A 22303-nucleotide genomic window follows, 5' to 3' on the forward strand; every position below is an offset into this window, starting at 1 on the left:
GCGGAGCAACGGCCGCATGACCTTGCTGTACGACGAGCGGGACATAGGCGAGGCTGAACGGTTCAACCGGGTTCTGCGGCTGCTTCCACGCTATCACACCGACCGCCGGATGAACGCCCGGGTGATCCAGGCGATCCTGAGGGCATGGGAGACGCTCCCCCGGCTTTCGCGCAGGAGCGATGTCGATATCGAAGAGCGTTCGATAGATCGGGACGGGCGCACCCTGCGACTGCGGCTGGTCATCCCGCGGCAACGGCCGGCGGGTATTTATCTGACCTTTCACGGCGGCGCGTGGGTGATGGGAACGCCGCGCTTCGACGATCCCATCAACAGCCGGATCGCCGCCGAATGCCGGGCTCTCGTGATCAGCGTGGATCACCACCTCGCCGTGGACGACCGGCTGGACCTTGCCATCGAGGATGCGCGGCGGGCGGCGGAATGGGCGGCTGCGGAAGCCGCCGCCGAGTTCGGGGCGGAGCGGATCGTTGCGGGCGGCGAATCCTCCGGGGCGCATCTGGCGGCGCTTGCCCTGCTCCATCTCCGCGCGCTCTGCCCGGACAGGCTTGCCGGCGCGGTCCTTTTCTACGGTGCCTATGACATGGCCGGCACCCCCGGCCTGCGGAGGTCGTCATCGCGATCCCTGCTGATCGACGGACAGGCAGCCTATCGGAACCTGCTGCGGCTGACGTCGCAACTCACGGAAGAACAGCGGCGCGATCCCCGCCTTTCGCCCCTCTTCGCCGATCTTTCCGGAATGCCCCCTGCCCTTTTCGTGGCCGGAGAGATGGATCCGGTGTTCGAAGACAGCCTCCGGATGGCCGAGCGCTGGAACGAAGCGAACGGGAATGCGGAATTTCTGCCCGTGCCCCGGGGCGCACACGGTTTCAACCGTCTTCCGCTGTCGATGGCGCGCAAGACGAATGCCCATGCGCGGCAGCGGATCCGTCACTGGCTGGAATGCGGTCTTTCGGCTAGCTGACTGACCGGGTCAGAGCCAGCCGGTGCGCTTGAAATGGAGTTCAGCGCATCCTCCACCGCCAACTCGTGCAGCCCAAAGGTCCTGGCAAGGCCCTCGATCTCCGCGGCCACCGGCTCGTGCAGTCCGATCCAGACGAAATCCCTCTTCCCCAGGAAGGGGAGCGTGCCATCGGTCGGAACAGGCTCGCAGCGCTTACCCTTGCGATAGACGAACGAGGCGACGAGGACCATGGAGTTTCCGGCAACATAGGACAGCCAGCCCCCGCTCCAAGGGGCGGCTGTCCGGCCGGGCCGTGCTTCGGCCGCTCACGAAGAACGGGACTGATGCACCGCTGCACTGGCTTTACGTGCGCAGCGCCTTAAAATTGCGCCAAAACCGAAATCGCCCATCTGCAGGAGATGCCATGTCCAACGTCCTGGAATTCAAGCGCCCGCCGACGCCACCGGAACCGAAGAAGCCGAATCCGCGCCTGCGCAGGCTCCTGACCGTGCTGGGCATCGCCGCGGCTCTTGTGCTGGTCTGGGCATATTTCCAGTATGTAGGCGGGGAGGCCCCCTGAATAACGCCTCACGCGCTCGCTGCCGGCACCCGCAGTTCCAGGCAGGTGAGATCGAGCCAGCGGCCGAACTTGGTGCCGACCTCGGAAAAGGTGCCGACATTGCGGAAGCCGAGGCGCTCGTGCAGGGCAATGGAAGCGGCATTGCCCGCTTCGACGCAGGCCACCATGACGTGGATGCCGCCCTTGCCCGCCTCTTCGATCAGAGCCGTCATCAGCAGCCGCCCAAGGCCCAGTTCGCGATGGTCGCGATGGACATAGACGGAATGTTCAACCGTGTGGCGGAAGCCGTCGAAGGCACGCCAGTCGCCATAGGAGGCATAGCCGGCGACGGCGCCGCCGGCATCGGCCACCAGTACGGGGAAGCCGCGGGACCGACGGGCCTTGAACCAGTCCTGCCGGTTGGCGAGGTCCACCTGCGTGTCGTTCCAGATCGCCGTGGTATTGGCCACCGCGTCGTTGTAGATCTCCATGATCGCAGGAAGATCGGCTTCGGTGGCGGCGCGTATGGTCGGAATGGATGTCATGGCGGTTTCCGCGGATCGGGCCGTTCGGCATAGCAGACGGGATGAAGCGCTGTCCATGGAGGGGCGCCGGAGGGCGAAGGGCATCCTCGCCCTAGCCGCAATCTGGCTTACGTCCGCCGGTGCCGCGGCGCCGCAGTGGGTGACCCATGAGGATCAGCGCGGCGGGTTCCGGCTGCACGTCCCGCCGGGCCTCCAAGCAGCAGGGCCGACGGGCGAGCCAGACATAGTCAGGTACGAGGGCGAGAACAGCATGCTGTCGGTGGAGCGGCTGGATCTCCAAAACCCCTTCGCCGCCGAGGCCCGTTCAAGGCGGGATGCGGCGGCCGCAGCCGGCTGGTTCCATTCCTACGAGATCATCGACGGGCGATCCGCGACCTTCCACCGGTCGAAGGACGGGCGGGTGCACTATGTCCACGGCATCCCCCTCTGCGACGGCGCAGCCGTCTTCTTCCAGTACGACTACCATTACCACGACGTGAAGATCCTCGCGCCGATCCTGCGGCACATGGCGCTCAGCCTGCAATCCACCGGTGCTTGCGCCGGCACGGTTGCGGATATCGGCTATCCTACAGATTGAAGCTGGTGACGACCGCGACGTAGTGGACCGCGGAGGCGGCGACCACGAAGCCGTGCCATATGGCGTTCTGGAAGCGGAGCCGCTCCCAGACATGGAAGATCACGCCGAGCGAATAGATGATGCCGCCCGCGACGATCAACCAGACGCTGACGGCGGGCAGGTATTGCGAGATGGGCACGGCGACGATCACGCCGCTCCAGCCCATTGCGAGGTAGAGCAGGATCGCCAGCCGGTCGTAGCGGCCGGGGAACAGGCATTTCAGCGTGATGCCGCCGATCGCGGTCAGCCAGATCGCGACCAGCATGAAGAGGATCAGCGGATCGTGGATGCCGCGCTCGAGGAAGGGCGTGTAGGTGGCGGCGATCAGCACGAAGATGGCCGAATGGTCGAGACGGCGCAGGAGCCATTTCGTGCGCGAGTGCGGCCAGATGTTGTAGGTGAAGGAGATCGACAGACAGAGCAGCAGGCCGAGGCCGTAGATCCAGGCGGCGGCAAGCTCGCCGAGGCTCGCCCAGACGGTGGCGTAGAAGATCAGGGCGGTGACGCCGATGAGCGCCAGCACGATGCCGATGCCGTGGACGATGCCGTCGGCGACGATCTCGTGGAAATCGTATTTTCTTCCGAAGTTGAAGAACTCGCTCATGCAATCCTCGCGACACCCGTCCGGTCAAGATGATCCGTGTGATGCCGCAAGGCAAGAGGCTGTTGATTCAAATAGAATTTCACTCTGTCAGATTGCGGCGGCACAGGTCTGGCAGAAGGGGGTGTGGGGGACCACGTCGAGACGCCCCTCGGCGATCGGATCGCCGCATTTGACGCAGGTTCCGAAGGTGCCGGCCGCGATCCGGTCGAGCGCCGCATCGATGGCGGCCAGTTCCTTCTGCCCCGCTTCCCCGAGCTCTTCCAGAACCTCGTCATTGTTGCGCTCGACGGCACGGTCGTCATCGTCGGGATTGCGCGGCTGTTCGAAGTCCTCCTCGATCTTGTGCAGGCGCCCGTGGAGCTCGCGCTGCCGTTCGGTGAGGATAGCCTTGTACTTGGCGACGTCCATGGATCTGTGTCCTTTCTCTTGTTCTTCTTGCCTGCTCAGCGATCGACGAGGACCGAGCACTGGGCGTGACGCACGATCCTGTCGGCGGTGGCGCCGAGGAAGTAGTTCGAGAAGTCCGGCTTGTGGGAGGCCAGGATGATGAGATCGGCGTCATGCTCGGCAGCCGCCGTTAGGAGTTCGCGGGCCGGGGCACCCTGCCGCACTTCGATGGTCGCGGCCAGCCCGTGCCGGCGGCGGAGATCCTCGATCCTTGCCTCCGCCTCCCGGCGGGCATCCAGCGATATGCCGACCGGCACTTCCGCCAGGACATAGCCCGGCAGATCCTCCACGACGCTGACGAGCACGATGGATCCCCCTTCCCGGAGGAGTTTTACCGCCCGCGGGACGATGCGGTCCGCCTTGTCGATCGCTGCGGCATCCACGGCGACGATGATCTTGCTGTACATGGTGCTCTCCCGAGAGGTTCAGCTCGCATTGAAGAGTTTCTTGCGTTTTCATGCGGGGGGCGCATTGATCACGATCAACTTCGATCTGCCCACCGTCAATGGGTGATGAACGACCTATCAACAGACCGGCATCTTTATCGAACGCCGGTCAAAGCCGATATAGACGGAAACGGCAGCCCGCCAAGGATAGGAGATGCCATGACCCAGTCCCAATACCCATTCGCCCTGACACGCCCGGCCTTCGTGGACCATGTCCATCTCGTGGTTTCGGACCTTGCGGCGGTCTCACAGTTCTACCAGCGCATCATCGGCCTTGCGGTCATCGAAAGGCAGGCGCGCGGCGAAGTGCTGGGGGTGGCGGGACGCCCGCTCCTGACGCTGGAGAGGCGAAGCGACGCCGTCCGGGCGCCGAGAACGGCCGCCGGCCTCTTCCATACGGCCTTCCTCGTGCCTGGCCGCGCGGAGCTCGCCCACTGGCTGGCGCACGCGGCGGAGAACGGCGTGCGGCTCGAAGGCGCCTCGGACCATCTCGTCAGCGAAGCGCTTTATCTGTCCGACCCGGAAGGCAACGGCATCGAGATCTATCGCGACCGCCAGCCCGACGAGTGGACCTACCATGCGGACGGAATGGTGGAGATGGCCACTGAACGCCTGGACCTGCGGCTGCTTCACGCGGAGGCGCCGCAGGCGCCCTTCCGCGGAATGGCCGAAGGAACGGCGATCGGCCACATCCACCTGCAGGTGGGCGACGTGCCGGAGGCAGAGACCTTCTATCGCGACGTGATGGGACTGAAGCTGATGGCCCGGTATCCCGGCGCCAGCTTCTTCGCTACCGGAGACTATCACCATCACGTTGCCGCCAATGTCTGGAACAGCCGCAACGCGGGCCCTCGCCTGCAGAACATGACGGGCCTCGCGGGGTATACGCTGCGTTTCAATGATGCTGCCGCACTCAACGAAACGCTCGCCAGCATGGAGGCACGCCAGATCAAGGTGCGGCGCAACGGCAACGAATGGTCTCTCCACGACCCCTGGGGGATCGGCATCAGGCTTTCGCCATGAGCCGCGGAACCGGTGTTCCCGCTGCGCGTTGATCGCGCGCACCGGGACTCGACAAGATGGCGACTTCAGATACCAACGGCCGGAAGGCAAAGAGATCCGCGGCGGACCTGGCCATAGCCAAGGCAGAAGCAGCGGCCCAGCAGGACGAGGCCGATGTTGTCGAGTTCTCCCCGCTCGGGCGGGCCGCACTGGAAGTAGCGGCCAGTTGGGCGATCATCGGCATCTTCTGCCTGCTCGGCCTCGCCCTGATCTCCTATATGAAGCTCGTCCTGATCCCGATCACGCTGGCGATCGTGGTGGGCATCATCCTCGGAATGGCCGCCGAAAGACTGGGCGAGCTCGGCATACCCCGCTTCGGGATCGCCATCACCCTCTCCTCCGCCGTGGCGGTGGTGCTTTTCCTGATCGTCTATGCGCTGGCCGAGCCGGTGGCCTTCTTCATCAACAGCGGGCCGGCCCTGGTCGAGCAGACGATCGACCGCATCCTTCCCTATCTGGAGCGGATGGAATGGCTGAACATCAGCGCCGCCACCTTCGAGACGGGGCCGATGTCGATGGAGAAGCTCCTGGAGAACAGCAGCAGCGTGCTGGCGATCCTGAGCGCCAGCCTGGCGCCCGCCGTCATCCAGGCGCTGATCTTCTTCGCGGCCCTCCTGCTCTTCCTCTACGGGCGCGTGCGGCTGCGCCGCACGATCATCATGGCTTTCCCGCAACGGCGGCAGAGGCTGGTGGCGATCCGCGTGCTGAACTCCATGGAGGAGGTGCTGGGCTACTACTTCGCCACGGCCAGCCTGCTGTATCTCGGGCTCGGCCTGTCCATGACGCTCATCGCCTATTTGGGCGGCCTCGCCGCACCGGCAATGTGGGGGATCTTCGCCTTCATCTCCAGCTTCATCCCCTATCTGGGGATCACGCTCATGACCTTCTCGGTGGCGCTTGGCGGCGTGCTGACGCATGATACGCTGATCGTCGGCCTGGCGCCGGCCGCCGTGTTCTTCATCGTGCACCTGATTATGGAGAACCTGATCTTCCCGGCGATCATGGGCCGCCAATGGGAGATCAACCCGTTCCTGGTGTTCATCGCCATCATCTTCTGGACCTGGATGTGGGGAGCGGTCGGCGCCATGCTGGCGCTGCCGCTGTCGCTGATCGCCATGACGATCGCCAACGAGCTTTTCCCCGAGCGCAGGACGGTGCCGCACCTGCCGGGGTGAGGCCATATCAATCGTAGAGGTAGTACCGCTCCCATTGGTCGCGCGGCACCTTGCTGCCGATCCGGTACTTGAATGACTGGACCGTCAGGCCACGCTCGCCGGTCACGCATTTGAACTTCAACCGGTACCAGTCTCCGCCGCTGCGGAAGGCGGCCCCCGGCGCTTTCACCGCGTTGCCCTCTTCGACGGGATCGGAAAAGGTATAGGCGATCACCTTGTCCGGGCTCATGCCTTTCTGCTCCTGGGCGATGCGCTTCATGGCCTCGATATCGCAGCGCTGCTCCCGCCGCTCTTGCGGAGCGAGCGCCTTGAGTTGCCTGACGATCGCGGCATCCAGAGCATGGGCAGGCGCGGCGGCCGCGAGCGTCAGAAGGGCCAGGAAAACAGTCTTCTTGTTTTTCATCTTCGTCTCGCCGGAGGGATTCGGACGGGCCGGAAACTAGGAGATGACAGCCCGATTGACCACCCACCGAAACGGGAAATAGGATGATCCGGGGACTGGGTGGAACCTTGATGAGCAAAAGGCATGAAGCGATGCGCGCCAATCCGAAAGCGGACTGGCGCCTGGAGGACATCAAGGGACTTTGCGAGGAATTCGGCATCTCCTGTGAGCCACCGAGGGGTGGAAGTTCGCACTACAAGATCAGCCATCCGCAGATGCGGGAGATTTTGACCGTCCCTTTCAAACGTCCGATCAAGCCGGTATATATTCGGAAACTGGTTCAGTTCGTCGATGCAGTGAGGTTACTTTGACGCGCCCCCTGCGGTTTTCTGTCGTCGTTTCTCCGCTTGCCCCCGAAGACGGTGGCGGCTTCCTCGCGACCGTGCCTGATCTTCCCGGATGCATGAGTGATGGCGAGACTCCGCAACAGGCTATTTCGAACGTGCAGGATGCCATCGAGAGTTGGATCGAGGCGGCCCATGAAACCGGCCGGCCGATACCGCAGCCCTCCCGCCACCTCAACGCTGGCTGATTCCGACCGCTTGTCTCCCACCGAGGCACCCCCTATCTCTGGCACTCCCGCATGATATTCCGGAGTGCTTCCTTGGCCCTTTCCCGCAAGCCCGTCTTCCACAACCTCCCCTCCCCACCGGTCGCCGAAAGGAAGCCCGCAAGCGATACCCGCCACGGCATCACCCGAACGGACGACTATGCCTGGATGCGGGCAGAAAACTGGCAGGCGATGTTCAAGGATCCGAACCTGCTCGATCCGGCACTGCGGGCGCATCTGGAGGCGGAGAACGCCTATATGGATGCCGCCATGGCGGATACCCAGGCGCTGCAGAAGACGCTGTTTGCCGAGATGAAGGGCCGTATCAAGGAGGACGATTCCTCCGTGCCGATGAAGGACGGGCCCTTCGCCTACGGCACAGCCTATGTGACCGGCGGCGAGCAGCCGCGCTATTTCCGCATCCCGCGCGACGCCGACCACAGGGACGAAGCCAGCCGCAAGCTGCTGCTCGACGGCGACAAGGAAGCAAGCGGCAAGGACTATTTCCGCCTTGCAGGGCTTGACCACACGACCGACCACCGTTTCGGCATCTGGGGTTATGACGACAAGGGGTCGGAATACTTCACCCTGCGCATCCGCGACCTGGAAACGGGTGAAGACCTTCCCGACGTGATCGAGAACACCGGCGGCGGCGGCGTCTGGGCACCGGACGGCAAGAGCTTCTTCTATACCCTGCAGGACGAGAACCACCGGCCGTCGAAGGTCTTCCACCACATCGTCGGCCAGCCGCAGGCGGCGGACCGGCTGGTATACGAGGAGAAGGATCCGGGCTTCTTCGTCGGCGTCGGGGGCTCACTGCTCGACGACTTCATCTATATCGACGTGCATGACCATGAGACATCGGAATACCACCTCCTCCCGACCAAGGACCTGACGGCAGAGCCGTCGCTCGTGGCGGAGCGCGTGGAGGGCATCGAGTATTCCCTGACCGAGGGCGGCGATGTCTTCTACATCCTCACCAATGACGGCGGCGCCAAGGACTTCAAGATCATGGAGACGCCGGTCGAGGCGCCGGGCAAGAAGAACTGGCGCGAGGTCGTGCCGCACGAGCCCGGCCGGCTGATCCTGTCGCACATGGCCTATGCCCGCCATCTCATCTGGCTGCAGCGCAAGGACGGGCTGCCGCAGATCGTGATCCGCGATCGCCGGTCAGGCCAGGAACATGCCATCGCGTTCGACGAGGAGGCCTATTCGCTGGGCCTGCAGGGGGCGGCGGAATACGATACCGACGTCATCCGCTTCTCCTATTCGTCGATGACGACGCCCTCCCAGCTCTTCGACTACAACATGGCGACGCGCGAGCGGGTGCTCCTGAAGACGCAGGAGGTGCCCTCCGGGCACAATCCGGACGATTACGTCACCCGGCGGGTGATGGCGCCGGCGCATGACGGCGAACTGGTTCCGGTCTCGCTGCTGTACCGCAAGGACGTGGCCCTCGACGGCTCCGCGCCCTGCCTGCTCTACGGCTACGGCGCCTATGGCATCACCATTCCGGCAAGCTTCTCCACCAATGCGCTCTCGCTCGCCGACCGCGGCTTCGTCTACGCGATCGCCCATATCCGCGGCGGCAAGGACAAGGGTTTTGCCTGGTACGAAGACGGGAAGATGAAGAAGAAGGAGAACACCTTCAAGGACTTCATTGCGGCGGCGGACCATCTGGTGAAGCAGAAGTTCACCTCCTACGAGAACATCATCGCCGAAGGCGGCTCGGCGGGCGGCATGCTGATGGGGGCCGTCGCCAACATGGCGCCAGAGAAGTTCGCCGGCATCATCGCCGCCGTTCCCTTCGTCGATGTGCTCAACACCATGCTCGACGACACCTTGCCGCTCACCCCGCCGGAATGGCCGGAATGGGGCAATCCGCTGGACTCGGAAGAAGAATACCAGTGGATCGCCGCCTACAGCCCCTATGACAATGTCGGGCCGAAGCCCTACCCGCCGATCCTGGCGCTCTCAGGCCTGACGGATCCCCGCGTCACCTATTGGGAGCCGACCAAGTGGATCGCCAGGCTGCGCGAGAAGGCGCCGGAGGCGGGACCCTATCTGCTGAAGACCAACATGGCAGCGGGGCACGGCGGCAAGTCGGGCCGGTTCCAGCGGCTGGAGGAGGTAGCGTTCGAATACGCGTTCGCGATCAAGATAGCTGGGAGGATGTAGCCGGCACAGGCTGCGCCTTCTACCTCCGCCCGCCACAACCAACAAGCGCAAATCACCCGCATTCGCGTCTTCACGAATCTGTCAAGAGTCCGATTCGCCCCATGCGCGCCCCGCGCAAGCTTCGCGCAAGGTTGCCTCGTTAACCATTTGTTAACGATTGAACCTGGTATGGCGCAATGAAGATCGACAGCGGCCTCAGCGGCTACGGCTACCATAGCCGCCCGAACGACATCGAGAGGCGGACAGAGGAAACTCCGCTGCGGGAAAGCGATGCCCCGACACGCTCCAATGCCTTCACAGTGGAAAGCAGCACGCTCCTTTCCAGCTCCCTCGCAAAGGCACTCTGGCTTGGCGTCGAGAGCAAGAGGAGCGAAGCCGCCGGACAGGCGGCGACCCAGACCGTCGCGCGCCCTCTGGCGGAAGAATGGGTCGCCGACCGTTACCGCGAATTCAGCGAATTCTAGCAAACAGCACGCGCTTCAGTGCGAGCGCGAGGCTTTCGGGTGATCATGCCCGCAGTGGTCGTGCCCGCTATCCCGGCCGTCCAGGCCGACATTCCCATCACTGTGCCCGGCATGGGGATCGAGCGATATTTCTCCGCCCGACCGCCATTCCCGCCACGACTGCCGCAGGATCTGCACCGACGAGGACAGGAACAGCCCGGCCATGATGGCCGCCACGATGAGATCCGGCCAGGCCGTCGCGGTTCCCCATACGCCCAAGGCCGCAATCATGACGATCACATTGCCGATCGCATCATTGCGCGAGCAGAGCCACACGGAGCGGACATTGGCGTCGCCGTCCTTGTAGTTGACGAGCAGCAGGACGCTCAGGAGGTTGGCGGCGAGCGCAAGGAAGCCTATGAGGCCCATGACCGGCGCCTCCGGAACACCGCCCTCGAGGACGCGCCAGATCGTCGAGCCGAAGACCCAAAGCCCCATCAGGAGGAGGCTGATCCCCTTGACGGCGGCCGCCGTCGTGCGGACGCGGATGGAGGCGCCGATGACGGCGAGCGAGATGCCGTAGGTGATCGCATCGGCGAAGAAATCCAGCGCATCCGCCTGGAGTGCTTGCGAGCGCGCCATCTGACCCGCGGTCATCTCCACGAGGAACATCGTGGCGTTGATGGCAATGACGGCCCAGAGCCGCCGCTTGTAGTCTCGGGACAGCCCCTCGAACGTGCCGTGATGATGGCCGCAGGAAGCACTCATGATGTCGCCTTTCCTCTTGCATGGACGTTGGTGACACCATAGCTAATCCCTCTAGCCACTATAGGTTCAAGAGGAAATTTCAGAAATGTATTCGATCGGCGATCTCTCCAGGCGCACCGGCGTGAAGGTGCCGACCATCCGCTATTACGAGCAGATGGGGCTGATCGCGGCGGCGCACCGTTCCGAGGGCAACCAGCGGCGCTACGAGAAGGCCGACCTTGAACGGCTCGCCTTCATCCGCCACGCGCGCGATCTGGGCTTCGACATCCAGGCGATCCGCGACCTCATCACCCTCAGCCGCCACCCGGAAATGCCCTGCGCCGGGGCCGACCGCATCGCCGGGGAACATCTCGCCGCGGTGCGCGAGAAGATCGCCAAGCTCAAGAAGCTGGAGCACGAGCTGGAACGCATCGTCTCCCATTGCGGCGGCCATTCCGTGGAGGACTGCTACGTCATCCGCGCGCTCTCCGACCACGCGATGTGCGAGGCGGAGCATTGAAATCTTCAGGCGGCTGCCCTGATGTCGAAATCAAAGTGGATACGGTCATAGGGAAAGACGATGCCGCCGGGAGCTTTCTCCACGACGCCGTTTTTGACCAATGCATCAACGTCTGTATACACACCCTTGAAATCACGGCCGACACGACGCGCAACTTCTCTGATGCTCAGAGGCCCATGACCCACGAGCACCTTCAAGATGTTTAGACGCTTGGGTGCCAGAACGCGGTGCACGGCATCCCATGAAGGGAAGGACAAAGTGGCGACGGCATCTTGCGAGGGTGCTGCTTCCTGCCTAATGGCCGAACCCATCCGAGACATCGTATCCTCAAGACTCTCTATCTTCACCGTCAGCGTGGTCATTCAACCATCCTCTTACCGCAGCATGAAAATCGGCGATGAGGGCGTCCATCGAGGAAAACTCGTACGGGGTCTCCCGATCCCCAAAATGCCGATGGTCACCCTTTCCCGCCTCGTTATCGAAGCGAAGCACGCACTCGCCGTTACAGATGAGGGCGAGGCTGTACTTGTATGCATGGTGGCTGCCTCTTACATTCTCCGGCACCCGCCATATGAGCATCTCGATGAAGGCGCCGTCGCGAATATAAGCCCGCGACTTGTGGATCAGAACCGCCTTCGCCATCTGCCCTCCATGCCATTGATGTAATCTAATCCATCATGAGTGACTTGGAAAGATCAAGATTGACAACCCCGCCGAACGGGCGCATCTACTTCGCCATGATCGACGCACGCGCACCCATCTCCTGCACGTATTTTTGGGCCTACCGGTAAGGGGCGGCTCGACAGATCACAATGTCAACAAGCCGCCGTCAGGCGGCTTTGTTGTTTCAAGACGGCTCCTCCTGACGGCACAGATACCCAAGAGGACGCTGAAATGACCGAAGATACCGAAATGACCCTTCCCCGCCCGGCGGTCGTGACCATCCGCGCCGCCAAGCGCCATGACCTCCCTGAACTCAACGAGATGATCGCACTTCTCGCCGCCCATCACGGCGACGCGGCGGCCATTACCCCGGACAAGCTGGAGCGCGACCTGTTCGGGCCGATGCCCTGGATCCAGGCGCTGGTGGCCGACAGCGGCGACGGGCTGATGGGCTACGCCATCCTCGTGCCGCTCTACAGGGCCGATACCGGCACGCGTGGCATGGACCTCCACCACCTCTTCGTGCGCGACGGCCAGCGCGGCAACGGCATCGGCCATCATCTGGTTTCCCGCGCCCGCGAGATTGCCCGCACCGCCGGCTGCGACTATCTTTCGGTCAGCGCCGCCACCGGCAACTTCGCAGCGCACCGCTTCTACGAGCAGATGGATTTCCGCCCGCGGCCGGTGACCGGCATGCGTTACATGCAGGCAATCGCCTGACCGTTCAGGAGGGCTGAGGATGACCCGTATTGCCATTGCGCTGACACCCCATTTCGCGGATTGGGAATGTGCGCTGCTGATGGCGGTGGCGCGCAGCTATCTCGGCGTCGAGATCGTCACCGCCTCGCCGGACGGCCGAACCGTCACCTCGATGGGCGGCCTGCGGGTGACGCCCGACCTTGCCCATGCGGCCCTCGATCCGCAGGCTTTCGACGCCCTCGTCATCCCCGGCGGGCTCGCCTGGGAGAAGGGCGAGGCGCCGGATTTCACGTCGCTTGCCGCGGATTTCAAAACGGCCGGAAAGGTCGTGGCCGGCATCTGCGCCGCCGCCAGCGCCCTTGCGGCGGCAGGCGTGCTCAACAACGTGGCGCACACGGGAAACTCGCTCGCGTCCCACAAGCAGCAGGCGGGCTATCGGGGCGAGGCGCTCTACCGGGACCAGCCGCAAGCGGTCTCCCACGCCGGCGTCATCACCGCGCCGGGCAATTCGCCGGTGACGTTCACCACCGAAATCCTCAGGGCGCTCGGCCTGTGGGGGCCGGAGGCCGAGGCGGAACTGGCCGTCTTCAGCCGCGAGCATTCCTGAAAAAGACGAGAGCTTGCAGCCCTCGCAGAAAAACCACCCCCGGCCAAAACCGAGGGTGGCAAGAGACATGGCCGACGGGATTGCATGTTTTTCCGTGCCCCCGCCGTTCTTTCAAGCCATACGACGCTGCTTAGCGCCCGCTATGGTGAACCGTCTTGTCGGTGCCCACCGCGCCCATGAGGGGCATGATCTGGTAGACGGCGGAAACACCGACAAGAATGTAGACGATGCGGGCCAGCAGAGAGCCGGCACCAAAGATTGCCGCGACAAGGTCGAAGCTGAAGAGGCCGACAAGGCCCCAGTTGAGGCCACCGACGATGAGGAGGGCCAGTGTGATGATGTTGAGCGCCTTCATAGTGTTCTCCTGGAATGCATGAGGTGGAGGGGATGCCCAAGGGCATCCCCGATCGCCAGGGTCAGCCCTCGGGCGGCAGGATGACCTGGTCGATCACGTGGATCACGCCGTTGCTGGCGGCCACATCAGTCGCCGTCACATTGGCCTCGTTCACCTTCACGGCGCTTCCGTCGACCTGGACGTCGATCATCTTGCCGTTGACGGTCTTGGCTTCATCCAGACCGACCACGTCGGCGGCCAGAACCTTGCCGGGGACCACGTGATAGGTGAGGATATCCACCAGTTGCTGCTTGTTCTCGGGCTTCAGCAACGTGTCGAGCGTCCCTGCGGGGAGCTTTTCGAAGGCGGCGTCGGTCGGGGCGAAAACCGTAAACGGCCCCTCGCCCTTCAGCGTGGAAACCAGATCCGCGGCCTCCAGCGCCGCTGCAAGCGTCTTGAAGTCGCCGGCGCCGACCGCCGTGTCGACGATGTCCTTGTCGGCCGCGTAGGCCGGAAGCGCGGTCGCGACGCTGATCAGCGCCGCAGCGATAAGCCTGTTCATCTTCATCTCAAACTCCCTTGTTGAATCCGTCTCGCTGGCGGATGATTTTCATATGGAGAAAAGTATTTTTACTTCCAATCACGTTTTCTTGAGATGAAAGATGTATTTCTTGACATGAAACTTATACCCCCCGCATTGTCGTGCGAGGAAAAAGGAGTTCATCTTTGACGTCGGAAACATTGGCTACGGAACTGGAGCGTTATCGCATCGGACCCCGCATCAAGGCGTTGCGCCTGAAGAAGAAGCTCGGGCTTGTGCAACTGGGCGACCACACCGGCCTTTCTCCAGCCATGCTCTCGAAGATCGAGCGGGGACAACTTTTCCCCACCCTCCCGACGCTGCTCAGGATCGCCATGGTCTTCGGTGTCGATCTGGACCACTTCTTCAGCAAGGGCGGGCCAAGGGTGGCGGTAACGCGGAAAGGCAGCCGCATCAAGCTCCCCATCCCCGCCGATGGCGCATCGGCTGCCTATACGTTCGAGAGCCTCGACTATCCGCTGCCGAAACGGAAGATGGAGGCTTTCCTGGCGGATTTTCCCGAAGGAGCGCCGGCGTCAGAGCCGCACCAGCACGGCAAGGAAGAGGTCGTCTACGTGATCTGCGGGACGCTGCAGGTCACGATCGGCGACGATATCCATGTGCTTGAGGAAGGCGATGCCATCTCTTTCGATTCCAGCGTGGCACACAGCTATGCCAGGGAAGGAACCGGGATCTGCTCCGCCCTCGTGGTGACGACGGAATAGCGGCCGCGCGACCAGTCTCGGCGACGGCATCCGGCGGGCAGCGGGTTACCGGCAAGGCGGGCCTCGGCCGACGCCTGCATCGGTCATGGCTGCGGACGCGCCCACCGGCGAACCGGCGACGCGAAGGCGTCGCCCTCTTATTCCTGCGCCGGCACGGCCTTCAGATAGGCGGCGATCGCTTCCAGATCCGCCTGCGGCAGGTGGGCAAGGTTCTTCTGTACCTCGACCATGGAGCCGCCGACGGAATCGTAATCGGGCGTGAAACCGGTCTGGAAATAACTGACGAGATCCGACTCGCTCCACGAACCGACCGACCGGGAGCCGGGAGTGATATTCGGGATACGGCCCTCGCCTTCCGGATTTGGCCCGCCGGCGAGCCATTGGGCCGTCTGAAGGCCGCCCAGCGCATTGCGGGGCGTATGGCACTCCCCGCAATGGCCGGGGCCCTCGACCAGGAACTGGCCGCGCTGCAGCTTTTCATCCGCGGAGGCGAACTCGACGCGCGGCCCGTCGTCGAAGAACAGGAACTTCCAGCCGCCGAGCGCGATGCGCATGTTGAACGGGAAGGAAAGCTCGTGCGGCGGCGCGACATTGCCGCTTGCCGGCAGGGTCTTCAGGTAGCCGAACAGGTCGTTGATGTCCTCAGGGCTCATGCGGGCATAGGAGGTATAGGGGAAGGAGGGGTAGAGGTGCTCTCCTTCCCTGCCCACGCCGCGCAGCATGGCATTGCCGAATTCCGCCAGCGTCCATTCGCCGATACCGGCCTGCGGGTCGGGCGAGATGTTGGGAACATAGAAGGTGCCGAACGGGCTGGTCAGCGCCAGGCCGCCCGACATGACCTTCACCTCCTCGCCCGTCGCCCCGCCCGCCGCATGGCAGCCGGTGCAGCCGCCGGCCCAGAAGAGCATTTCGCCGCGGGCAAGGTCGGGCTCGCCGCGGCCGTTCCAGGTCTCAGCAGGCATGGGGTTCGGCTTCGTCAGGAACCAGGCCGCCGCCACGCCGACCGCAACCACCGCCGCTCCGGCACCCAGCACCCTTCCCCATCGCAAAGCCATTCACATCTCCATTTGTTCGGTCCCGGTGCCGGCGGAGGGCCGCCGGCACCGGACAATCTATTGTTTCTTCGCCCGGAAGGTCTCGTGACAATCCGAACAGACGGGGCCAAGCCGCTGCATGGCCGCGCCGACGCCCGCCTGGTCGGCGGGCATGGAGGCGAGCAGCGCCTGGGCTTCGGTGTGAAGCTTTTCGGCACCCGCCCGGAACTCGTCCGGCTTTTCCCAGATCGCCGGAAGAGCCTCCGTTTCGTGGCCCTCCTCGGAACCCGGCGGGAACTGGTCGGGGAAGGCCTGGATATTGGTGCTGATCGTCGTCAGCGACTGCTCGACCACCGCAGCGTCATAGGGCTTCTCACCCTTGGCGATGGCGCCCAGCGCGCCGACCGAGCGGCCGATCTCCTTCATCAGGTTCTGCCGCACGACCTGCGGCTCCTCCTGCGAAAAAGCCGGGGTGGAAAGACAGAGACAGGCGGCAGCAGCCGCGGCAAGCAGAGACATCGACCGCATTCTTACACTCCTCCCGAAGTACCGGCCTGGCCGGCGGTTGACAACGCCGACACGATGCTCTTCGGGATGCGGAGGCGAAAGTAACAAGGCGGTGATATCGAAGCGTCCGGCCGGGCTTTCATCTCCGCCGACGGCACAGGGGAGACGAAAGCCCCCTCCCCGCAGCCTCAGCGCTTCAGGCGATAGGTTTCGTGGCAGTCGCCGCAGGTGGCGCCCAGCGCCTTCATGGCGGCGCCGACACCGGCCTGGTCGGCCGGCACCGAGGCGAGCAGCTTGTCGGCCTCGGCAGCGAGCTTTTCCGACTTCGCCCGGAACTCGTCCATCTTTTCCCAGACGGCAGGCGCGGCTTCCGTTTCCGAACCGCTTTCCGAGCCGGCCGGGAACTGGTCCGGGAAGGCTTTAGCATTGGTGCCGATCGTCTCCAGCGCCGTCTGCACGACTGCGGCGTCATAGGGTTTCTCGCCCTTGGCGATGGCGCCGAGCGCACCCATGGACTGGCCGATTGCCTTCATCTGGTTCTGCCGCACGACCTGCGGCTCCTCCTGGGCGGAGACAGCGGAAAGACAGAGGCAGCCGAGGACGGCTCCAAGGGCGAGAGACTTCAGACGCATGCAGCGATTTCCTTTTCGTAAGGCCGGCGACGGGCCGGGTTGATGCGCCGCAACATGGCCGCTTCGGCGCCTGGAACAAAGTAACAAGCCGGTGATTGGGCCCAGAAAAGCTGCGCTTTATCAGAGCTTCTCTGGACCATTTTCCCCACCCCTTATCGGCGTTAGGAGTTTCTTGAAATTCTGCGCTTATGCCGAAGAGGGACAAGGTGGATCAATGTTGCAGCGTTGGCTCAAAGCAGCATGTGGAGCATGCTATCAGGAAAGCGTGGCCCTAGGACCCTTCCATGTGATAGTCGCAGTCTATTCCCTACTGGTGCTGTCGACTGCTATCGCCCTTAACCAGACGGATGCCCTATCTTACCGAAGCTACTTCGCCAAGCTCGGTCCACTTTATCTGGCCATTCTTCCCATCGCGGGATTTTCTCTCGCAGTCGGAGTGATTGCACATCGCACCGACGACTGGTCTGAGAGAGGCAGGATGACGCATGAGTACCTCTCGAGCGAGACCGTGGGACGCGTCGTCGCGGGTCTTCTCGCCATGGTCAGCTTCATCATTTTCATGGGGTCCTTTACAAGCTGGAAGAACCTGATGCCCGCAATTCAGGACGGCTTTCAATACGACAGAGCCCAAGCGGCCATAGACAGGGTTCTCCACCTGGGTGCGGACCCCGGGCCGGCTCTTGTCAGACTTCTGCCATTTCCACAACTGCTTGCGGCAGTTGAATGGAACTACAGCGTCTTGTGGTCTCTATTCGGATTCTTGCCCCCCTTCTTTGTCGCAACTCACAAAGCGGCCGATGGCATCAGACTGCGTTACCTCGTCACGTTGGCGGCTACTTGGATCGTCGTTGGAAGCCTTCTCGCCTGTGCTTTCCTCTCTGCCGGCCCTGCTTTCTACGGGAGCGTTACTGGCGATGTCACCCGCTTTGCAGAAATCCCTGCATTCCTTGCCCAAGGCTCATCATCATCGTCCTCCGCGGTGGCATTCCAAGCCTACCTATGGAACCATCACGCGGCAGGAACATCCGCTCTCGGCAGCGGGATCTCGGCGTTTCCGAGTATGCACGTGGCGCTGGCGATGGTTAACGCCCTGTTCTTGCGCGAATTCAGCCGAACTGCCGGTCATGCAGGCTTTGCCTATGTCATCTTCATACTGTTCAGTTCTGTCTATCTAGGGTGGCACTACGCAATCGACGGATACGTCTCCATCATTGCAGTCCTCGTCCTCTACGCCCTCACGCGCCGCTTTGTTCGCGGCAGAGAACCGCTCCTCCGCGCAGAACCTCTCGCCATGCGGACGATAACGTCCCCTCCGCGAGGGTAACAAGCGAAACGGGGACGAGAGGGACGCCGGCACCGCGACCGATCCAGATCGTAGCAGTGGCGTTCCCGACAATTGCCTGCCGCGCCCTGTCCGCGGCCAGTGCCAGGCCGCCATAGACGGTAAGCTAGGTTGCTGCCGTCATCAATTTCCGGGCCGACCGGGTGGAACATTGCGGCCTTCGAAGCAATCCTACCGCGGCGAAGGCGCCCGGTTGCGCAAGCTCTGGGTGGACGGCTGGAGGTAAGCACCGGCGCCACCTGGTCTCTCCAAGATGTCAGCCCTCGGGCGGAGACTGGAAGAGCAGGAAAATCTGTGCTTACTACCTGGCGGGGACATTTAAACGGGGGATAATCCATGCGTTACCTGCCAGCATTAGGCATGGCGGCAGTCTTGATGTCGCTTGCCTCCTGTAACACCATGTCCAAGGAAGAATGCCGCGTTGCCGACTGGGCCGTCGTCGGCGATACGGACGGCGCGGCGGGCTACGACCCGCAGAGCCGCTTCGCCGATCATGTGCGCTCCTGCTCCAAGAGCGGTTCCGTTCCCGACCAGACGCGATGGTACGAGGGTTACCAGGCGGGCATCAGGCGCTTCTGCACGCCGCTGAATGGCGCCTCGACGGGAGAAGCCGGGCGTACCTACCACAACGTCTGCCCGGCCGAAACAGCCGCCGACTTCATGCGTGGCTACAGCCTCGGCAAGCGCGTCCACGACCTGCGTTCGCGGATAAACTCGCTCAACTCCAGCGTCAGTTCGAGCGAGTACGAGATCGACCGGCTGTACGACGAGATGAAGAAGGCGGCCGACAAGGACCGGCGCGGCATCCGCGACCGGATCGACGACCTGGAGCGCGACCGGCGCCGGGCGCGCCGCAAGGCGGACGACCTGGGCTATGAACTGAGCGAGGCCGAGCGGGACCTCGCCTTCTTCCGGCAGAACCCCATGGCGCAGCTTTCGCCGGGCTACTGAGCAAATGAAAAGGGCTCCGGCAGCCGCCGGAGCCCTTTTCCGTCCTGCCCGCGCAGGATTTACTTCGTCGCGGCTTCGTAGCGCTCGAGCACGTAGTCCCAGTTGATCAGGTTATCCACGAAGGCTTCGAGATACTTCGGCCGCGCGTTGCGGTAGTCGATGTAGTAGGAGTGTTCCCAGACGTCGACGCCGAGGATCGGTTCGCCGCCGTGGACCAGCGGGTTTTCGCCGTTCGGGGTCTTGGAGATTTCCAGCTTGCCGTTCTTCACCGAGAGCCATGCCCAGCCGGAGCCGAACTGCGTGGTGCCGGCGGCGACGAAATCGGACTTGAACTTGTCATAGCCGCCGAGATCGCTGTCGATCGCTGCCTGCAGCCTGCCTGGAAGCTTGGTGCCGCCGCCGTCCTTCTTCATCCAGTTCCAGAAGTGGATGTGGTTGTAGTGCTGGCCGGCATTGTTGAACAGCGTCTGGTGCGTGCCGTAGGACTTCTTGATCACCTCCTCAACGGAGAGATCACCCATGCCGGCTTCCGACGCCAGCTTGTTGCCGGTGTCGACATAGGCCTTGTGGTGCTTGTCGTGGTGGAATTCGAGTGTCTCGGCCGACATGTAGGGGGCGAGAGCATCGTATGCATAGGGGAGTTCGGGAAGTTCAAAGGCCATGATCTTACTCCTTTTCGGCAAAGCACGGTGAAACCGGTCGAGCGGGAACATAGGTGGCGAGCGGCAAAGTGGCAACGGCAGCGACGTCAGAATCCGGCCCCTCATTGCCATCATCAACGATGACGCAGCCCCGCCGTCGAGCCTCTTGCGGAACCGGGGTCCATTACGGCAGTTTGCCCCTGCACAATGACGAGGGAACGGCATGGGCGACTTTTTCGGCAGTGACCTCCTGGTCTTCATCGCCATCGGCTTCTTTGCCCAGATCGTGGATGGTGCACTCGGCATGGCCTTCGGCGTGCTGACCACGACCAGCCTGCTGGCCGTCGGCGTGCCGCCGGCCGCGGCAAGCGCCATGACCCATGTGACGGAGTGCTTCACGACAGCCGCTTCCGGCCTCTCCCACCTCTATCACCGCAATGTCGAGTGGCGGCTCGTGGCCCGGCTTGCGCCGGCCGGCATGGTGGGCGGGGTAATCGGCGCCTATCTTCTCTCCACCATCGACGGCAAGGCGATCGAGCCCTTCGTCTCCGTCTACCTGATCGGCGTCGGCCTCTTCATCCTCTACAAGGCCTTCCGGCCGAAATGGCCGCGCGACGTGCGCGACTGGATCGTGCCCTATGTCGGCGCCGCCGGCGGGGTGCTCGACGCCATGGGCGGCGGCGGATGGGGGCCGATCGTCACCAGCACCCTGCTTGGCCGCGGCCACGAGCTAAAGAAGGTGATCGGCTCGACCAACCTTACCGAATTCGCAGTGACATCGGTCATCTCCATGACCTTCCTGCTGGCGCTCGGCTGGTCGGAGCTTTCCTCCGCCGTCGGCCTCGTCATCGGCGGCGTGCTGGCCGCTCCCTTCGGAGCGCTGATCGTCAGGAAACTGCCGGTGAAGCCGCTGATGATCGCGGTTTCGCTGATCATCATCGGCACTGCGGCGGTGCGGCTGGTCTAGGCTGGCGCCCGCCTTTCCGGACGGAGGCCAGTCTTCACGCGGCCGCCGAGCGGGCCCAGTCCATGTAGAGTTCCAGCGCCTTGCGGGCGACGGGGCCTTCCTGGAAGTCGCAATCGTCGAGGCGGGTGACCGGGACGATCTTGGAATAGTTGCCGGAAGTGAAGATCTCATCGGCGTTGCGGAAGTCCTCCACCGTCAGCGTCACCTCGCGGACCTCGTAGCCCGCCTGGCGCAGGAGGCCGATGACGCGGGCGCGGGTGATGCCGGAGAGGAAGGTGCCGTTGGCCACCGGCGTCATGACCACGCCGTCCTTGACCATAAAGACGTTGGAGGAGGCCGTCTCCGCGACATTGCCGTTCATGTCGCGGGCGAGCGCATTGTCGAAGCCCCGCGAGCGCGCCTCGATGATCATCCGGCCGCTGTTGGGATAGAGGCTGCCGGTCTTGGCGGCGGTCATGGCCACTTCCGGGTTGGGGCGGCGATAGGGCGAGACGGTGAGCGATGACGGCTTGGCCGCGTGCATCGGCGCCTCGAAGAGGCAGAGCGCGAAGCGGGTCGATTCCGGATCGGGCGCCACGACGCTGTAGGACGTGCCGTGCTCGGCCCAGTACATGGGCTTGATGTAGATCGCCGTCCTGCCGTCGAACTTCTGGACGCCCTCGAGCGCGAGCCGCTCGATTTCCTCGGCCGCCATGGTCGGCTTCAGGCCCATGTTGATGGCCGAGCGGTTGACGCGCTCGCAGTGGAGGTCGAGATCGGGGGAGATGCCGTCGAACCAGCGGGCGCCGTCGAACACGGTCGAGCCCAGCCACATCGCATGCGATGTCGGACCGATCAGCGGGGGATTGCCTTCCAGCCATTCACCGTCGACAAAGGTCCAGGTTGCTGTGCGGGGCGCGGTATTCACGGGCATCATCGTCTCCTTGCGATCTGGCGGGAGTGAAGTCCCCGACAACCGGCGAGGTCAAGACAATTCTTGCCGCAGGCGTGGCTCAACAACCCGACGTCCTGCCAGGACACCTGTTGATATCGTTGACGATTTTCCCAAGACAGCAGCGCGCCGAATGGATCGATCACAAAATATCATGCAACGGGCGCAGCCGTCAGGAACGTGTCGGCGGCGGGAAAAGAGGGTTGCGCTCGGGCCGGACGGTTTCCATGAGCCCGTCCTGCATGCGCCCGGACCCGAAGCGGTCGAGCAGGACGATGCTCAGGATACAGCCGAGCAGGAAGAGCATGAAAAAGAGGAAGGACAAGCGCATCGGAGACTCCGGGATGGAACGCAAAACATATCCACAGATCCCCACCGTCCGGTCGCGGGACCGCCGA

33 protein-coding genes are annotated in these 22303 nt (G+C 63.4%); 16 read left to right on the forward strand and 17 right to left on the reverse strand.

Annotated features, from left to right (window positions below; genetic code table 11):
- The first annotated feature begins 16 nt into the window (after positions 1-16).
- A complete protein-coding gene (locus tag RTCK_RS03915) occupies positions 17-979 on the forward strand; it encodes an alpha/beta hydrolase fold domain-containing protein (protein ID WP_142591756.1) in 963 nt (320 codons plus the stop codon).
- Here the strand turns inward: RTCK_RS03915 and RTCK_RS03920 are convergent.
- Complete coding sequence (locus RTCK_RS03920) at positions 946-1209, reverse strand: hypothetical protein (protein ID WP_142591758.1); 264 nt, start codon at positions 1207-1209, stop codon at positions 946-948. The two genes, RTCK_RS03915 and RTCK_RS03920, sit on opposite strands and share 34 nt — an antisense overlap.
- Before the next feature lie 173 nt (positions 1210-1382).
- On the opposite strand from RTCK_RS03920, the gene RTCK_RS03925 reads away from it, so the two are divergent.
- Complete coding sequence (locus RTCK_RS03925; protein ID WP_185927898.1) at positions 1383-1538, forward strand: hypothetical protein; 156 nt, start codon at positions 1383-1385, stop codon at positions 1536-1538.
- Positions 1539-1546: 8 nt separating this feature from the next.
- Here RTCK_RS03925 and RTCK_RS03930 read toward each other — a convergent pair whose 3' ends face one another.
- A complete protein-coding gene (locus RTCK_RS03930) occupies positions 1547-2062 on the reverse strand; it encodes a GNAT family N-acetyltransferase (RefSeq protein ID WP_142521392.1) in 516 nt (171 codons plus the stop codon).
- Here RTCK_RS03930 and RTCK_RS03935 point away from each other — a divergent pair.
- Positions 2061-2639 carry a hypothetical protein gene (locus RTCK_RS03935; RefSeq protein WP_142591761.1) on the forward strand — a complete coding sequence of 193 codons (579 nt, stop codon included), beginning with the start codon at positions 2061-2063 and terminating at the stop codon, positions 2637-2639. The two genes, RTCK_RS03930 and RTCK_RS03935, sit on opposite strands and share 2 nt — an antisense overlap.
- On the opposite strand, the gene trhA is transcribed toward RTCK_RS03935, so the two are convergent.
- The 3 genes from trhA to RTCK_RS03950 form a co-directional block, all read right to left on the reverse strand.
- Positions 2629-3282, reverse strand: coding sequence for a PAQR family membrane homeostasis protein TrhA (gene trhA, locus RTCK_RS03940; protein ID WP_142591763.1), 654 nt, complete (start codon positions 3280-3282; stop codon positions 2629-2631). The genes RTCK_RS03935 and trhA overlap by 11 nt on opposite strands.
- Positions 3283-3369: 87 nt before the next feature.
- Positions 3370-3690 carry a TraR/DksA family transcriptional regulator gene (locus tag RTCK_RS03945; RefSeq protein ID WP_142591765.1) on the reverse strand — a complete coding sequence of 107 codons (321 nt, stop codon included), beginning with the start codon at positions 3688-3690 and terminating at the stop codon, positions 3370-3372.
- Positions 3691-3725: 35 nt separating this feature from the next.
- Positions 3726-4136 (reverse strand): universal stress protein, encoded by a 411-nt coding sequence (locus tag RTCK_RS03950; RefSeq protein ID WP_142591767.1) that lies wholly within the window; start codon positions 4134-4136, stop codon positions 3726-3728.
- Between the two features lie 198 nt (positions 4137-4334).
- Here RTCK_RS03950 and RTCK_RS03955 point away from each other — a divergent pair, with 198 nt between their 5' ends.
- On the forward strand, positions 4335-5198 hold the full coding sequence (locus RTCK_RS03955; RefSeq protein ID WP_142591769.1) for a VOC family protein: 864 nt from the start codon (positions 4335-4337) through the stop codon (positions 5196-5198).
- A 56-nt stretch (positions 5199-5254) separates the two neighbouring features.
- Positions 5255-6412: an AI-2E family transporter gene (locus RTCK_RS03960; protein ID WP_142591771.1), complete on the forward strand. Its 1158-nt coding sequence runs from the start codon at positions 5255-5257 to the stop codon at positions 6410-6412.
- A gap of 7 nt (positions 6413-6419) precedes the next feature.
- Here RTCK_RS03960 and RTCK_RS03965 read toward each other — a convergent pair whose 3' ends face one another.
- Complete coding sequence (locus RTCK_RS03965; RefSeq protein WP_142521399.1) at positions 6420-6815, reverse strand: DUF930 domain-containing protein; 396 nt, start codon at positions 6813-6815, stop codon at positions 6420-6422.
- 83 nt (positions 6816-6898) lie between these two features.
- Here RTCK_RS03965 and RTCK_RS03970 point away from each other — a divergent pair, with 83 nt between their 5' ends.
- From RTCK_RS03970 to RTCK_RS03985, 4 genes are all read left to right on the forward strand, one after another.
- Positions 6899-7165, forward strand: a complete 267-nt coding sequence (locus tag RTCK_RS03970; RefSeq protein WP_235988547.1) for a type II toxin-antitoxin system HicA family toxin — start codon at positions 6899-6901, stop codon at positions 7163-7165.
- Positions 7162-7386 (forward strand): type II toxin-antitoxin system HicB family antitoxin, encoded by a 225-nt coding sequence (locus RTCK_RS03975; RefSeq protein WP_142521400.1) that lies wholly within the window; start codon positions 7162-7164, stop codon positions 7384-7386. Before RTCK_RS03970 ends, RTCK_RS03975 begins: the two co-directional genes overlap by 4 nt.
- A gap of 51 nt (positions 7387-7437) precedes the next feature.
- Positions 7438-9582, forward strand: a complete 2145-nt coding sequence (locus RTCK_RS03980; protein ID WP_142591773.1) for a S9 family peptidase — start codon at positions 7438-7440, stop codon at positions 9580-9582.
- Between the two features lie 176 nt (positions 9583-9758).
- Positions 9759-10046: a hypothetical protein gene (locus RTCK_RS03985; RefSeq protein WP_142591775.1), complete on the forward strand. Its 288-nt coding sequence runs from the start codon at positions 9759-9761 to the stop codon at positions 10044-10046.
- 15 nt (positions 10047-10061) lie between these two features.
- On the opposite strand, the gene RTCK_RS03990 is transcribed toward RTCK_RS03985, so the two are convergent.
- A complete protein-coding gene (locus RTCK_RS03990; protein WP_142591777.1) occupies positions 10062-10793 on the reverse strand; it encodes a cation transporter in 732 nt (243 codons plus the stop codon).
- Positions 10794-10878: 85 nt separating this feature from the next.
- Here RTCK_RS03990 and RTCK_RS03995 point away from each other — a divergent pair, with 85 nt between their 5' ends.
- Positions 10879-11292 carry a MerR family transcriptional regulator gene (locus RTCK_RS03995; RefSeq protein WP_142591779.1) on the forward strand — a complete coding sequence of 138 codons (414 nt, stop codon included), beginning with the start codon at positions 10879-10881 and terminating at the stop codon, positions 11290-11292.
- Between the two features lie 5 nt (positions 11293-11297).
- Here RTCK_RS03995 and RTCK_RS04000 read toward each other — a convergent pair whose 3' ends face one another.
- Positions 11298-11654 (reverse strand): HVO_A0114 family putative DNA-binding protein, encoded by a 357-nt coding sequence (locus tag RTCK_RS04000; RefSeq protein WP_142521405.1) that lies wholly within the window; start codon positions 11652-11654, stop codon positions 11298-11300.
- Complete coding sequence (locus RTCK_RS04005; RefSeq protein WP_142591780.1) at positions 11620-11934, reverse strand: toxin-antitoxin system TumE family protein; 315 nt, start codon at positions 11932-11934, stop codon at positions 11620-11622. The genes RTCK_RS04000 and RTCK_RS04005 overlap by 35 nt, the downstream gene beginning before the upstream one ends.
- A gap of 252 nt (positions 11935-12186) precedes the next feature.
- Between RTCK_RS04005 and RTCK_RS04010 the strand changes: the two genes are divergently transcribed.
- On the forward strand, positions 12187-12675 hold the full coding sequence (locus RTCK_RS04010) for a GNAT family N-acetyltransferase (protein WP_142591782.1): 489 nt from the start codon (positions 12187-12189) through the stop codon (positions 12673-12675).
- A 19-nt stretch (positions 12676-12694) separates the two neighbouring features.
- A complete protein-coding gene (locus RTCK_RS04015) occupies positions 12695-13261 on the forward strand; it encodes a type 1 glutamine amidotransferase family protein (protein ID WP_142591784.1) in 567 nt (188 codons plus the stop codon).
- A gap of 130 nt (positions 13262-13391) precedes the next feature.
- On the opposite strand, the gene RTCK_RS04020 is transcribed toward RTCK_RS04015, so the two are convergent.
- Together RTCK_RS04020 and RTCK_RS04025 are read right to left on the reverse strand one after the other, a co-directional pair.
- Complete coding sequence (locus tag RTCK_RS04020) at positions 13392-13616, reverse strand: DUF378 domain-containing protein (RefSeq protein ID WP_142521409.1); 225 nt, start codon at positions 13614-13616, stop codon at positions 13392-13394.
- A gap of 61 nt (positions 13617-13677) precedes the next feature.
- Positions 13678-14163, reverse strand: a complete 486-nt coding sequence (locus RTCK_RS04025; protein ID WP_142521410.1) for a fasciclin domain-containing protein — start codon at positions 14161-14163, stop codon at positions 13678-13680.
- Positions 14164-14321: 158 nt separating this feature from the next.
- On the opposite strand from RTCK_RS04025, the gene RTCK_RS04030 reads away from it, so the two are divergent.
- Entirely contained in the window at positions 14322-14900 is a 579-nt protein-coding gene (locus RTCK_RS04030; protein ID WP_142521411.1) for a helix-turn-helix domain-containing protein, read from the forward strand.
- 137 nt (positions 14901-15037) lie between these two features.
- Here RTCK_RS04030 and RTCK_RS04035 read toward each other — a convergent pair whose 3' ends face one another.
- The 3 genes from RTCK_RS04035 to RTCK_RS04045 all read right to left on the reverse strand — a co-directional run bounded on the left by RTCK_RS04035 (position 15038) and on the right by RTCK_RS04045 (position 17073).
- Entirely contained in the window at positions 15038-15955 is a 918-nt protein-coding gene (locus RTCK_RS04035; RefSeq protein WP_142591786.1) for a c-type cytochrome, read from the reverse strand.
- 57 nt (positions 15956-16012) lie between these two features.
- Positions 16013-16462: a c-type cytochrome gene (locus RTCK_RS04040; protein WP_142591788.1), complete on the reverse strand. Its 450-nt coding sequence runs from the start codon at positions 16460-16462 to the stop codon at positions 16013-16015.
- 167 nt (positions 16463-16629) lie between these two features.
- A complete protein-coding gene (locus RTCK_RS04045; RefSeq protein ID WP_142591790.1) occupies positions 16630-17073 on the reverse strand; it encodes a c-type cytochrome in 444 nt (147 codons plus the stop codon).
- Positions 17074-17359: 286 nt separating this feature from the next.
- On the opposite strand from RTCK_RS04045, the gene RTCK_RS04050 reads away from it, so the two are divergent.
- A complete protein-coding gene (locus RTCK_RS04050) occupies positions 17360-18397 on the forward strand; it encodes a phosphatase PAP2 family protein (protein ID WP_185927899.1) in 1038 nt (345 codons plus the stop codon).
- A 354-nt stretch (positions 18398-18751) separates the two neighbouring features.
- Complete coding sequence (locus tag RTCK_RS04055; protein ID WP_142591794.1) at positions 18752-19366, forward strand: DUF2799 domain-containing protein; 615 nt, start codon at positions 18752-18754, stop codon at positions 19364-19366.
- Positions 19367-19425: 59 nt separating this feature from the next.
- On the opposite strand, the gene RTCK_RS04060 is transcribed toward RTCK_RS04055, so the two are convergent.
- Entirely contained in the window at positions 19426-20028 is a 603-nt protein-coding gene (locus RTCK_RS04060; RefSeq protein WP_142521416.1) for a superoxide dismutase, read from the reverse strand.
- Positions 20029-20230: 202 nt separating this feature from the next.
- Here RTCK_RS04060 and RTCK_RS04065 point away from each other — a divergent pair, with 202 nt between their 5' ends.
- Positions 20231-20974 carry a sulfite exporter TauE/SafE family protein gene (locus RTCK_RS04065; protein ID WP_142591796.1) on the forward strand — a complete coding sequence of 248 codons (744 nt, stop codon included), beginning with the start codon at positions 20231-20233 and terminating at the stop codon, positions 20972-20974.
- Between the two features lie 34 nt (positions 20975-21008).
- Here RTCK_RS04065 and RTCK_RS04070 read toward each other — a convergent pair whose 3' ends face one another.
- On the reverse strand, positions 21009-21887 hold the full coding sequence (locus RTCK_RS04070) for a branched-chain amino acid aminotransferase (RefSeq protein WP_142591798.1): 879 nt from the start codon (positions 21885-21887) through the stop codon (positions 21009-21011).
- 190 nt (positions 21888-22077) lie between these two features.
- A complete protein-coding gene (locus RTCK_RS04075) occupies positions 22078-22236 on the reverse strand; it encodes a hypothetical protein (protein WP_185927900.1) in 159 nt (52 codons plus the stop codon).
- Positions 22237-22303: the final 67 nt, after the last annotated feature.

The organism is Pseudorhizobium endolithicum, from assembly GCF_902153245.2.
Taxonomy (GTDB): Bacteria; Pseudomonadota; Alphaproteobacteria; order Rhizobiales; family Rhizobiaceae; genus Neorhizobium; species Neorhizobium endolithicum.